This window comes from Neobacillus sp. PS3-12 (genome assembly GCF_030915385.1).
In the GTDB taxonomy this organism is placed as follows: Bacteria; Bacillota; Bacilli; order Bacillales; family Cytobacillaceae; genus JAEVLT01.
In genome coordinates, this window is the sequence record NZ_CP133268.1 from 2,083,454 (window position 1) to 2,096,132 (window position 12,679).

Sequence of the window (12,679 nt, forward strand, 5' to 3'; positions counted from 1 at the left end):
CTAAAGGGACCCTAGTAAAGAATCTTACTCGAGGCACTGATCATGAACCCTTCACTTGGGTAGGTAGAATTTATCAATTAAAACCTGTTTATTTACAATCTCAGGTATATTTTCATTATTTAGGGCACGGATTAAATTTTTGGCAATCACGACAGTAGAATCCCTTGCGGCTCTACTGCTAATACCACCCATATGCGGGCTGACGACCACATTCTTTAGTTGAAAAAAAGGATGATCCTTTGGCGGAGGTTCTACAGTAAAAACATCGATACCTGCACCTGCAAAAAGACAGTTTTTCAATGAAACTTCTAAATCGACCTCATTGACAAGTCCACCTCTTGCTGTATTAATCAGAACGGCTGTTTTTTTCATCCGTTTAAATAAGGTGTAATCAATAAGTTTCTCTGTTTCCCTCGTTAAAGGCAGATGTAAGCTCACAGCGTCACTTTCAGAAAATACTCGCTCTAGAGAAGTGGTTAGCTCCAGACCATAGAGATCTGCGATCTGCTGCTTCTCATCTGTAATCCGCCTTACATAGGCAAGGGCCTTCATGCCAAATCCATGCACCAATATTTTTGCTGTTTTTTGAGCAACTAAACCAAAGCCAAGAAGTCCCACTGTTTTTCCGTGAAGCTCCGTCGTATAGGTTTGATTACGAATCGCAAAATTTCCTGCGCGGGTTTCTTGATTAAGCATGGGGATTTTCTTCATTACTGCCAACAGCAAGGCAACTGTATGTTCGGCTGTTGCTTGGCTGTTTATATTGGGAGCATGGAGGATCGCAATTCCTTTTTTAGTGGCATATTCAACATCAATGTTATCCAATCCGGTTCCGGCTCCTGAAATCGCTTTGACATTCTGGCAGTGATCCAATATCTCCCTGGTAATTTTGGCCGGTGAACGAAGAATAATCCCATCCACTTTATGATTTTTTAAATAATCGATTATCTTCGGCTCGTTAAATTCAGGGAGTTTCTTCACCGTTGCCAGCTCATTTAATACATGCTCCCCATCAGGGTGAATCATAGAGAAAATCTGCAGAATATGATATTTTTTCATTCCTGCCACATCCTTAAATCGGGGTTCCTGAGCTATTTTTGCCATTAACATCTTCCATCATCTCAAGAAGCCGCTTCTGCCAGGATTGAAGATTTTATCATCCTTCGGCCAGGTATGTCGTGTTTTCAACCGTCATTCTTTTAATTTCTGACTCTGTGAACCCATTCTCTGCTAAATTTTTAACAAAGGTGATCATTCCTTCATCTGGGAACGGATTTGTTTTCTGTCCGAGGTCGGAAGATAAAATCACTTTTTCAACTCCTAAATAACGAATATGCTCATAGATTTCTTCCCAGGTAATTCCATAATCTGGAGTAATGCAGCCAAAACACTCTTCCATGTATGCACCCATATCAATTAATTCTTTTTGTTCTTCTTTCGTAAAGGCGATCGATGAGAAGGTTGGATGGGTACAGACGATTTTTTTCACCTTATGATCTCTTGCAGCAGAAACTAGAGCGAAAATTTCTGTTTTGCTTAAATGGCCTGTAGCCAAAATAAGATTGTTTTCGGCAATTAAATCCAATACCTCATGTACCGGCTCTTTAAGTTTTCCTTCTTCAAGAATGGTAATCCCCGTTTGTGTCTTTCCTTGTTTTCTGCGATCAAATTGCACCTGTGCCCATGGCGGCAATTCATCATAGCCTGCCTGACCAAACGTATACTGAATCTCGTTTTCAGCATCAAAAGTTGGCATCCAGACAATCTTAGCACCATCTTTAGCCGCCATCTCTACCGCTGTTGGATTGATCCCTCCCACGGAATTGTTCAATGTGATGGCACCGATTGGGTTAATCGCCGGATAGAGTTTCTTTACAAGGCGTGCTCTTTCCGCTGTACAAAAATAGTGTGATTTGATCCCAAATCCCTTCATGCCAATTTTCAAAAGACGTTCAGCGTAGTCAAAATCATCAAGACTCCTTTGCGGGATATCCGGACCTGTATGAACATGTAAATCGTAAGCACCTTCAAGTAATTTTTCGTACATAAAACATTCCCCTCTCCTATTTATGTTTTGGCATTGGATATTCTTCTTCGTTCAGCACCCATCCATCTTTCAATGAAAAATCAACCCGCGGCGGACAAAAGATATCCACTAATTGATTACTCCCGGCCCCAACAGACTGTGATGTGTGAATAGCTCCCGGCGGGATCACCGCAACGGAAGGGCTGGCACAATGCTCATGATCATCCGAGCGCCATTTATTCATGTCTGGTAACCATGGCCAGCGAAGATGGTGAACAAATTCCCCTTCAATTGCCAGAGAGCTTTGTTCAAAGTCATCATGTGAATGCGGCGACATTTTAGACGGATCACGGGGTCCCTCAAACGGTTCCAAAAAGTTCACCATGAACGTGGAGCATCTAAAAATACGGCCAAATCTCCCTTCCTCTTTTGGAACATCAAGACTGTACACTCTTACTTTGTAACCGGATGCCGCCTCTGGCCATGGTTTAAATAAGGCGACATTCGGATGTGGTTCAGCATAGGATGATTGATTAACTGGAAGATTCTCCAAGTCGGCATTCGCTGAACTGAATAAGCGAATTACTTTACCGCCCTTGATCAGCTTAATCTCGCTTTCCCCCAGAGGAATGATTGCCAGACTAAATCCAGCTACCTCCGTTTCACTTCCATTCCAAGTGACTACAGCTTTACTTTCCTTATCAGGTAAAAGTAAAACATATTCATCTACTTGATCTTTCCGTGTAAAAACTCCGCCTTCTTCTGCCTCTGAATAGGCAATGAAGAAATTCTGTCCCCTCATCCACCATGTTTTTGACAATGGGTTTGTTTCATTTGGCGGCTGCTCATAAAACTTTTCATACTCAGCTCCGGCAAACTCAGAAAAACCAGCCTGCGAATCTTTCGGTTTTTCCAATGTTGCACGCGGATCACTTTTATCAAACATACGTACACCTCCGAGTTGTTTAGAAATAATGGTATTCCTCTATCTATATATCTCTTAGTCCCTTTTTAATAAACCGCTTACAAAAAGTCCCTGAAACACTCACAATCTCAAGGACTTTTGGTCAATTCTTTAACAATATTTCCTAGCCCTTGAAAGGTCAAATCATTTATTGTATTTTTATAATAGAGTTGTTTTATCTTTGTACCTGAAGAAATTTTTTTATTAAAAATTTTTCTTTGGGTATTTTTTTATTCCAAATCTTTACCAATTGTTTCCGGAATGATGAGTGTTGCTACAACAGCCAAGATAAACAACGCTACCGAGGAATATAATAGTGCATTTCCAACCCCGACTGTCATGGCGATTGCACCTGAACCGGTGATCGCAAATGCTGACACACCGCGCCCAACATTGTAGCATAGCCCCTGGCCTGAGCTGCGTAATTTTGTTGGATACATTTCAGCCAGAATGGTACCAAAACCACCGTAGTATCCTACTGCAAACATTCCCACGAATGCCATAAGGATTAAGAAAACCGTCAAATGACTAGCACCTGATAAGATAAAAGCTGGAATCACAATAACTGCGCCTAGGAAATAGATAGCAAAACTTTTTTTCCGCCCAATTCTATCACTGAAGAAGCCGAACAAAATATAGCCTATGATACTTCCAATATAGTAAGGAATAGTAAGTAAAGATGCTTGAACGATTGAGAAGCCGGCGCCGCCATGATCCTTTGCTGTTCCTAAATAGGTAGGAAGCCATGAAGCTATTGGATAACTAGCACCCAAACCAATCACACAGAAAATCACTCCGACAAGGGTAACTTTTAATAGATTACCGCGGAACAGATCGAGCCATGATGTCTTAACAATCTCTTTTACCTTTGTCTCTTGTTCTTTCCAAATTTCAGGCTCTTCCACATTCTTACGAATCCAGAATACAAGAATAGCAGGAATGATCCCAATAAAGAATAATGGACGCCATCCAAATGCTTGGATAATAGGACCTGCAATAAAGGAGGCAGCTAATCCGCCGACAGCGTATCCTGATTGCATAATGGACATTGCCTTCCCACGATGTTTCTTTGGCCAAGTTTCAGAGATGAGTGCAGCCCCTGCTGACCATTCCCCGCCCATTCCTAAACCAACAAGAACACGGAAGAACATCAACTGCCAAATCCCTTGGGATAAACCACTTAAGGCTGTAGCAACTGCATAGATGAGTACGGTAAGCGTCAATGCCCTCATTCGGCCAAAACGATCGGCTACCCGTCCAAAAACCATTCCACCAAGGGCAGATGCAACAACGGTAACCGAGGCTACTAACCCTGTACTAGCGGTTGTTAACCCCCACTCCTTAATTAACGTGACAATAGTGAAATTATAAAGTAAGAAATCAAAAGCATCGAGAGTCCATCCTAAAAATGCGGCAACAAGAGCTTTCCATTGTTTTTTATTAATTTCTTTATACCATGACTGCTGCCTAACTCCAGCTTCAATACTTGGTTGTATTGCAGGCATTCCATTAACCTCCATTCGATTTATACTAAGTGTAAACTCAGTTCTTCAAGAACCGACTTTGCTCCCTTTACGAAAAAGGCCACATCATTGTCGTATACTAGGTAACGTACTCCCATTTCAATTGCTCGATTTGCCTGTTCTTGGTTCGCGACAAACGTTCCCGCTACCTTCCCATTCTCCTTTGCCGCCATACATAGTCTTTTCAAGGCCTCCTGTACAAGCGGGTGATTCGTTTGTCCAGGGATTCCCAGTGAATTGCTTAGATCAGAAGGTCCCAAAAACAAGACATCTACACCCTCAACCGCTGCAATCTCTTCAACATTTTCTAATGCTTCTTTACTTTCGATTTGAACGACTACAAGTTGTTTGGAAAGTGAGTCGGCAAAATGCTCATTTTTATTTTTGAGTGTATACTTTGCAGCACGAGTAGAAAGCGATAATCCCCGCATTCCTAAAGGGCTGTATCTTGATGCATCTACCACCTTTTTCGCCATGTCTAAACTGCCTACTTCAGGAGCTTGTACACCTTGGCTCCCTGCTTCCAGCATGCGCAGGATCGGGCTTTCTTCAACTCCAGGGACTCGAATAACAGTTGATATTCCTGCAGCTTCCCCCGCCCTGATTAACACCTCTGCTTGGTTAAAATCCAAAGCGGAATGTTCCATATCAAGAATCAAGAAGTCAAAACCCAAGTAACCAAGAATTTCAGATGAGACTGGACTTGAGAACTTACTAAAGGTTCCAACAACTGTCTTTCCAGCTGATAGTTTTTCTTTTACCGTAATCATGGAAGATCACATCCTTTCTTCTTCGTATATAAATAGTGTTGTTCTCTGTTTCTTCCACTGTTCTCGTGCGAACTACCCAATTGGACGGGCAAAAGTTCTCCCGCCAATCGGAATTCCTTTTTTTGAAAACGTTTACCCATTTTGTCAAAAAAATAATGCGGTCCCAAGTGCTTGGTCATTTGAAATCTCATTATTCTTGCATGAAGAGAATAAAAGGATAATTGCTGAAACCATTTATCAGCTAAAAGATTATCGACTCTCCTCTCCACTAACAAATTTTAATTTATCTAAAAGCGCTTTAAAGGCATATTCTTTTTGCGCTCTCAAAGCCTCTTCTGCCTCTTCAGGATTTCCTTGCCTCAGGGCATCAACAATTTGTTGATGTTCCTTATTTGATTTTTCTCGGCGATCGCCAACGAGGGCAAACACGGATTTTGAGTATTGTGATCGATCCATAAGGGAAAGAATCATTTCAAATAACATTTCATTCCCTGATAATTGATAGAGCTTTTGATGGAAGGCTGTGTTCAAACGACTGATTTGTTTCACATCGTCTTCTACCAAATATTTATCAATCTCATCCACAATCTTTTGCAACTCGTCTATTCCTTTGGCATCTGCATTTGTTGCCGCCAGCCTGGTGGCAAATGCCTCCATTTCCAACCGAATGGCAAAAATCTCGCCTGCTTTTTTAATATTAATTAAACTTACACGTGATCCCACATGTGGAATATTTTCAACCAGTCCATCAGCTTCTAGTTTTTTTAATGCTTCACGAACTGGAATATCACTTACTCCAAACTTATTGGCAACTTCTCTGGCAACAATCTTTTGGCCTTGACCTAAAAGTCCATTGATGATATCTTCTTTTAAGCTTTCATAAACCATTTCCATTTTTGTACTATATTTCCTACCTGTGGATACTGCCATAACCATTCACCCCCTTTTTAAAAATATATTATATATAATATATAATATATTATATATTTTCAGTCAATATATATTTTTTAGAAAATTTTTTAAATTATTTTTATTATGGCTTTTTATTCAGGTTCCTGGACTGCTGCTTTACGATCTAGTTGATGAATATATTCAAAGCCTCTCAGCACATACTGAAGGGGTTTTTTGTTTTTGACAACTTTCAGGGCGTGACATGCACAATATGAAAGATATCCGTCAGAATTTTGCGAATAATCGAGTTGACGACTTCAGTTCGTATGTGAGACGTGTATATGGCTGAATTTACGTGTTTATCGACTTTGTGCGGACGAGAGCTAGAATGTTAACATTTTTACTGTAAAGAAGAAACATAACAGGACTCTGCAAGTAAATAAGGGAAAGGAATGATTTGTTATCAGTCATTTACGACTAACTTATACAGGTGAAATGGAAAAAGCCATGCATGGGGCCCATGGTGTGGGTTATGAGGTATATCGAAGAAGGCATGATGTGAGAATGGTGGTCGAAAAGCGCCGAGATGAGGATTACCGTAAAAGCTACATGATCATTGAGCAAATCAAGAGGCTGACCCACCGCTAAACTCTAGAGATTATTAGTGTAAAAAATACCTGATTTTAGACACAATTCTGATTTTCTTGCATTCTTCTGTTCAAAGATGCACCGACTTCAGTCTCAGTTGTGGTTATTTTGCATTCCTTTGTCCGGAGGCCCGTTCCCTTCTCCACAACGTAAAAAAAAGACAACCTCAATCAAGGTTGTCTTTTTCTTGCCTGGCAACGTCCTACTCTCACAGGGACTTTCGTCCCAACTACCATCGGCGCTGAGAAGCTTAACTTCCGTGTTCGGTATGGGAACGGGTGTGACCTTCTCGCTATCATTACCAGACTTATTTGAGGTTCATTCCCTCAAAACTAGATAATCAAAAAGAAGTGTAAAGAACGAATAATCATTAATATTGGTTAAGTCCTCGATCGATTAGTATCAGTCAGCTCCACACGTCACCGCGCTTCCACCTCTGACCTATCAACCTGATCATCTTTCAGGGATCTTACTAGCTTGACGCTATGGGAAATCTCATCTCGAGGGGGGCTTCATGCTTAGATGCTTTCAGCACTTATCCCGTCCGCACATAGCTACCCAGCGATGCCTTTGGCAAGACAACTGGTACACCAGCGGTGCGTCCATCCCGGTCCTCTCGTACTAAGGACAGCTCCTCTCAAATTTCCTGCGCCCACGACGGATAGGGACCGAACTGTCTCACGACGTTCTGAACCCAGCTCGCGTACCGCTTTAATGGGCGAACAGCCCAACCCTTGGGACCGACTACAGCCCCAGGATGCGATGAGCCGACATCGAGGTGCCAAACCTCCCCGTCGATGTGGACTCTTGGGGGAGATAAGCCTGTTATCCCCAGGGTAGCTTTTATCCGTTGAGCGATGGCCCTTCCATGCGGAACCACCGGATCACTAAGCCCGACTTTCGTCCCTGCTCGACTTGTAGGTCTCGCAGTCAAGCTCCCTTGTGCCTTTACACTCTGCGAATGATTTCCAACCATTCTGAGGGAACCTTTGGGCGCCTCCGTTACTCTTTAGGAGGCGACCGCCCCAGTCAAACTGCCCACCTGACACTGTCTCCCACCCCGATAAGGGGTGCGGGTTAGAATTTCAATACAGCCAGGGTAGTATCCCACCAATGCCTCCACCGAAGCTGGCGCTCCGGCTTCAAAGGCTCCTACCTATCCTGTACAAGCTGTACCAAAATTCAATATCAGGCTACAGTAAAGCTCCATGGGGTCTTTCCGTCCTGTCGCGGGTAACCTGCATCTTCACAGGTACTATAATTTCACCGAGTCTCTCGTTGAGACAGTGTCCAGATCGTTACGCCTTTCGTGCGGGTCGGAACTTACCCGACAAGGAATTTCGCTACCTTAGGACCGTTATAGTTACGGCCGCCGTTTACTGGGGCTTCGATTCAGAGCTTCGCTTGCGCTAACCCCTCCTCTTAACCTTCCAGCACCGGGCAGGCGTCAGCCCCTATACTTCGCCTTGCGGCTTCGCAGAGACCTGTGTTTTTGCTAAACAGTCGCCTGGACCTATTCACTGCGGCTCTTCAGGGCGATTAACCCCAAAGAGCACCCCTTCTCCCGAAGTTACGGGGTCATTTTGCCGAGTTCCTTAACGAGAGTTCTCTCGCTCACCTTAGGATTCTCTCCTCGCCTACCTGTGTCGGTTTGCGGTACGGGCACCTTTTATCTCGCTAGAGGCTTTTCTTGGCAGTGTGGAATCAGGAACTTCGGTACTATATTTCCCTCGGCATCACAGCTCAGCCTTTGCGGTGAACGGATTTTCCTATTCACCAGCCTAACTGCTTACACGCACATATCCAGCAGTGCGCTTACCCTATCCTCCTGCGTCCCCCCGTTGCTCAAACGATAAAGAGGTGGTACAGGAATATCAACCTGTTATCCATCGCCTACGCCTTTCGGCCTCGGCTTAGGTCCCGACTAACCCTGAGCGGACGAGCCTTCCTCAGGAAACCTTAGGCATTCGGTGGATGAGATTCTCACTCATCTTTCGCTACTCATACCGGCATTCTCACTTCTAAGCGCTCCACCAGTCCTTACGGTCTAGCTTCAACGCCCTTAGAACGCTCTCCTACCGCGGACACCTAATGGTGTCCACCCACAGCTTCGGTGATACGTTTAGCCCCGGTACATTTTCGGCGCAGAGTCACTCGACCAGTGAGCTATTACGCACTCTTTAAATGGTGGCTGCTTCTGAGCCAACATCCTGGTTGTCTAAGCAACTCCACATCCTTTTCCACTTAACGTATACTTTGGGACCTTAGCTGGTGGTCTGGGCTGTTTCCCTTTTGACTACGGATCTTATCACTCGCAGTCTGACTCCCACGGATAAGTCTTTGGCATTCGGAGTTTGTCTGAATTCGGTAACCCGATGAGGGCCCCTAGTCCAAACAGTGCTCTACCTCCAAGACTCTTACAACGTGAGGCTAGCCCTAAAGCTATTTCGGAGAGAACCAGCTATCTCCAAGTTCGATTGGAATTTCTCCGCTACCCACACCTCATCCGCGCACTTTTCAACGTGCGTCGGTTCGGGCCTCCAGTAGGTGTTACCCTACCTTCACCCTGGACATGGGTAGATCACCTGGTTTCGGGTCTACGACCACATACTAAAATCGCCCTATTCAGACTCGCTTTCGCTGCGGCTCCGTTTCATCAACTTAACCTTGCATGGGATCGTAACTCGCCGGTTCATTCTACAAAAGGCACGCCATTACCCATAAAAGGGCTTTGACTACTTGTAGGCACACGGTTTCAGGAACTGTTTCACTCCCCTTCCGGGGTGCTTTTCACCTTTCCCTCACGGTACTGGTTCACTATCGGTCACTAGGGAGTATTTAGCCTTGGGAGATGGTCCTCCCAGCTTCCGACCGGATTTCACGTGTCCGGCCGTACTCAGGATCCACTCAGGAGGGAACGAAGTTTCAACTACAGGGTTTTTACCTTCTATGACGGACCTTTCCAGATCGCTTCATTTACCCCGTTCCTTTGTAACTCCATGTAGAGTGTCCTACAACCCCGAAAGGCAAGCCTTTCGGTTTGGGCTGTTCCCATTTCGCTCGCCGCTACTTAGGGAATCGCAATTGCTTTCTCTTCCTCCGGGTACTTAGATGTTTCAGTTCCCCGGGTCTGCCTTCATTATCCTATGTATTCAGATAAAGATACTGCTCCATTACGAGCAGTGGGTTCCCCCATTCGGAAATCTCCGGATCAAAGCTTACTTACAGCTCCCCGAAGCATATCGGTGTTAGTACCGTCCTTCATCGGCTCCTAGTGCCAAGGCATCCACCGTGCGCCCTTTCTAACTTAACCTAAAAGGTTTTTTCTTCTTAATTAAATAAGAGAGAAAACTAAAATGGCGATTACTCGGTTCTTTCTTGACTTCTTCTTATACGATTATCTAGTTTTCAAGGAACAAAAATAAACTTTGAGAGAATTATTCCCTCAAAACTAAACAAACAAAATCCGTCAAACAATCTGTGATGTCCGTTAGGACATTTTCCTTAGAAAGGAGGTGATCCAGCCGCACCTTCCGATACGGCTACCTTGTTACGACTTCACCCCAATCATCTGTCCCACCTTAGGCGGCTGGCTCCTTACGGTTACCCCACCGACTTCGGGTGTTACAAACTCTCGTGGTGTGACGGGCGGTGTGTACAAGGCCCGGGAACGTATTCACCGCGGCATGCTGATCCGCGATTACTAGCGATTCCGGCTTCATGTAGGCGAGTTGCAGCCTACAATCCGAACTGAGAATGGTTTTATGGGATTGGCTCCACCTCGCGGCTTCGCTGCCCTTTGTACCATCCATTGTAGCACGTGTGTAGCCCAGGTCATAAGGGGCATGATGATTTGACGTCATCCCCACCTTCCTCCGGTTTGTCACCGGCAGTCACCTTAGAGTGCCCAACTAAATGCTGGCAACTAAGATCAAGGGTTGCGCTCGTTGCGGGACTTAACCCAACATCTCACGACACGAGCTGACGACAACCATGCACCACCTGTCACTCTGTCCCCCGAAGGGGAACGTCCTATCTCTAGGAGTGTCAGAGGATGTCAAGACCTGGTAAGGTTCTTCGCGTTGCTTCGAATTAAACCACATGCTCCACCGCTTGTGCGGGCCCCCGTCAATTCCTTTGAGTTTCAGCCTTGCGGCCGTACTCCCCAGGCGGAGTGCTTAATGCGTTAGCTGCAGCACTAAAGGGCGGAAACCCTCTAACACTTAGCACTCATCGTTTACGGCGTGGACTACCAGGGTATCTAATCCTGTTTGCTCCCCACGCTTTCGCGCCTCAGCGTCAGTTACAGACCAGAAAGCCGCCTTCGCCACTGGTGTTCCTCCACATCTCTACGCATTTCACCGCTACACGTGGAATTCCGCTTTCCTCTTCTGCACTCAAGTCCCCCAGTTTCCAATGACCCTCCACGGTTGAGCCGTGGGCTTTCACATCAGACTTAAAGGACCGCCTGCGCGCGCTTTACGCCCAATAATTCCGGACAACGCTTGCCACCTACGTATTACCGCGGCTGCTGGCACGTAGTTAGCCGTGGCTTTCTGGTTAGGTACCGTCAAGGTACCGGCAGTTACTCCGATACTTGTTCTTCCCTAACAACAGAGTTTTACGACCCGAAGGCCTTCATCACTCACGCGGCGTTGCTCCGTCAGACTTTCGTCCATTGCGGAAGATTCCCTACTGCTGCCTCCCGTAGGAGTCTGGGCCGTGTCTCAGTCCCAGTGTGGCCGATCACCCTCTCAGGTCGGCTACGCATCGTCGCCTTGGTGAGCCGTTACCTCACCAACTAGCTAATGCGCCGCGGGCCCATCTGTAAGTGTCAGCCGAAACCGACTTTCAGCTTCACCTCATGAGAGGTAAAGAATTATCCGGTATTAGCGCCAGACTTCCGGTGTTATCCCAGTCTTACAGGCAGGTTGCCCACGTGTTACTCACCCGTCCGCCGCTAACCATCAGGAGCAAGCTCCTAATGATTCGCTCGACTTGCATGTATTAGGCACGCCGCCAGCGTTCGTCCTGAGCCAGGATCAAACTCTCCATTAAAGAGTATGAGTTAGCTCATAAATGTTACGTTGGCTAGTGAATACTAGATTCACTATATTTTTATTGTTGACGTTTTTGTTTGTTTAGTTTTCAAAGAACAATTTCTAAAAAACAACTTTCTTAGTATACCCTCAACCGAATACTTCGTCAATCTTTTTTTAAGATTAATTTTTCATCAGCGACAAGAAAGATTGTCTCACACATTTTCGTTAATGTCAACTTCTCCGAAATATTTTTGATTTAAAAAAATTCGTTTTTTGAAGCTTTGTAACGAATCAGCTTTACTAGAATAACATCATCGGTGTTAAATGGCAATAGAAAAGTTTTTTAGTTACAAAGTTTTTATTCTTTTTTGTTTAGAGGTAACTTGATACATCGTTCTCCTTATAGAAATCTAAGATAGAATTACTTCAGATGTTCATTTAAAACATTATCTTCTAAAACGGCAAACTTATCACCATATACTCTCGTAATATGTTTTTCTCCCCAAGCACATAGCGAGTCTAAAATATCTTTTAGGCTCCATCCATACTCACTGAGTTCATACTCCACTTTTGGAGGAATTTGATTATATACAATTCTGTTAATAACCCCATCTTCCTCTAATTCACGTAATTGCTGGGTTAACATCTTTTGAGTGATATCTGGCATAAGACGTTTCAATTCACTTGTGCGTCTCTTACCGTGGGTTAGATGGCATAGAATCACGCATTTCCACTTTCCCCCGATCACTTCCAGTGTTGCTTCAACTGATATATTGTATTTCTTTTTCTTCATTTTCTATCGCCTCCATAGATAG

Annotated in this window: 8 protein-coding genes and 3 rRNA genes; 1 reads left to right on the forward strand and 10 read right to left on the reverse strand. The window is 44.6% G+C overall.

Annotated elements, in window-relative coordinates:
* Positions 1 to 51: 51 nt before the first annotated feature.
* From RCG17_RS10600 to RCG17_RS10625, 6 genes are all read right to left on the reverse strand, one after another.
* The gene (locus RCG17_RS10600; protein WP_308175132.1) at positions 52 to 1,104 is read right to left on the reverse strand and encodes a hydroxyacid dehydrogenase; all 1,053 of its coding nucleotides are present in this window, start codon (positions 1,102 to 1,104) and stop codon (positions 52 to 54) included.
* A 52-nt stretch (positions 1,105 to 1,156) separates the two neighbouring features.
* Complete coding sequence (locus tag RCG17_RS10605; protein WP_308175133.1) at positions 1,157 to 2,047, reverse strand: DUF6282 family protein; 891 nt, start codon at positions 2,045 to 2,047, stop codon at positions 1,157 to 1,159.
* 16 nt (positions 2,048 to 2,063) lie between these two features.
* Entirely contained in the window at positions 2,064 to 2,972 is a 909-nt protein-coding gene (locus RCG17_RS10610; RefSeq protein ID WP_308175134.1) for a cupin domain-containing protein, read from the reverse strand.
* 248 nt (positions 2,973 to 3,220) lie between these two features.
* Entirely contained in the window at positions 3,221 to 4,495 is a 1,275-nt protein-coding gene (locus tag RCG17_RS10615; RefSeq protein WP_308175135.1) for an MFS transporter, read from the reverse strand.
* A 20-nt stretch (positions 4,496 to 4,515) separates the two neighbouring features.
* Positions 4,516 to 5,283, reverse strand: coding sequence for an HpcH/HpaI aldolase family protein (locus tag RCG17_RS10620; RefSeq protein WP_308175136.1), 768 nt, complete (start codon positions 5,281 to 5,283; stop codon positions 4,516 to 4,518).
* A 249-nt stretch (positions 5,284 to 5,532) separates the two neighbouring features.
* Complete coding sequence (locus RCG17_RS10625; RefSeq protein WP_308175137.1) at positions 5,533 to 6,213, reverse strand: GntR family transcriptional regulator; 681 nt, start codon at positions 6,211 to 6,213, stop codon at positions 5,533 to 5,535.
* 456 nt (positions 6,214 to 6,669) lie between these two features.
* Here RCG17_RS10625 and RCG17_RS10630 point away from each other — a divergent pair, with 456 nt between their 5' ends.
* Positions 6,670 to 6,822: a YuzK family famiily protein gene (locus RCG17_RS10630; RefSeq protein WP_308175138.1), complete on the forward strand. Its 153-nt coding sequence runs from the start codon at positions 6,670 to 6,672 to the stop codon at positions 6,820 to 6,822.
* Between the two features lie 189 nt (positions 6,823 to 7,011).
* Here the strand turns inward: RCG17_RS10630 and rrf are convergent.
* The 4 genes from rrf to RCG17_RS10650 all read right to left on the reverse strand — a co-directional run bounded on the left by rrf (position 7,012) and on the right by RCG17_RS10650 (position 12,657).
* Positions 7,012 to 7,128 (reverse strand): 5S ribosomal RNA (rrf, locus tag RCG17_RS10635).
* 70 nt (positions 7,129 to 7,198) lie between these two features.
* Positions 7,199 to 10,135 (reverse strand): 23S ribosomal RNA (locus RCG17_RS10640).
* Positions 10,136 to 10,330: 195 nt separating this feature from the next.
* A 16S ribosomal RNA gene (locus RCG17_RS10645) occupies positions 10,331 to 11,880 on the reverse strand.
* Together the 16S, 23S and 5S rRNA genes form the textbook arrangement of a ribosomal RNA operon.
* Positions 11,881 to 12,285: 405 nt before the next feature.
* Positions 12,286 to 12,657 (reverse strand): winged helix-turn-helix transcriptional regulator, encoded by a 372-nt coding sequence (locus RCG17_RS10650; RefSeq protein ID WP_308175139.1) that lies wholly within the window; start codon positions 12,655 to 12,657, stop codon positions 12,286 to 12,288.
* Between the last annotated feature and the right edge of the window lie 22 nt (positions 12,658 to 12,679).

Excerpts from the sequence above, each read along its gene's own strand:
- RCG17_RS10605 (WP_308175133.1), bottom strand. The coding sequence starts at position 2,047 with ATGTACGAAAAATTACTTGAAGGTGCTTACGATTTACATGTTCATACA.
- RCG17_RS10650 (WP_308175139.1), bottom strand. The coding sequence starts at position 12,657 with ATGAAGAAAAAGAAATACAATATATCAGTTGAAGCAACACTGGAAGTG.
- RCG17_RS10610 (WP_308175134.1), bottom strand. The coding sequence starts at position 2,972 with ATGTTTGATAAAAGTGATCCGCGTGCAACATTGGAAAAACCGAAAGAT.
- RCG17_RS10630 (WP_308175138.1), top strand. The coding sequence starts at position 6,670 with ATGGAAAAAGCCATGCATGGGGCCCATGGTGTGGGTTATGAGGTATAT.
- RCG17_RS10615 (WP_308175135.1), bottom strand. The coding sequence starts at position 4,495 with ATGCCTGCAATACAACCAAGTATTGAAGCTGGAGTTAGGCAGCAGTCA.
- RCG17_RS10620 (WP_308175136.1), bottom strand. The coding sequence starts at position 5,283 with ATGATTACGGTAAAAGAAAAACTATCAGCTGGAAAGACAGTTGTTGGA.
- RCG17_RS10600 (WP_308175132.1), bottom strand. The coding sequence starts at position 1,104 with ATGGCAAAAATAGCTCAGGAACCCCGATTTAAGGATGTGGCAGGAATG.
- RCG17_RS10625 (WP_308175137.1), bottom strand. The coding sequence starts at position 6,213 with ATGGCAGTATCCACAGGTAGGAAATATAGTACAAAAATGGAAATGGTT.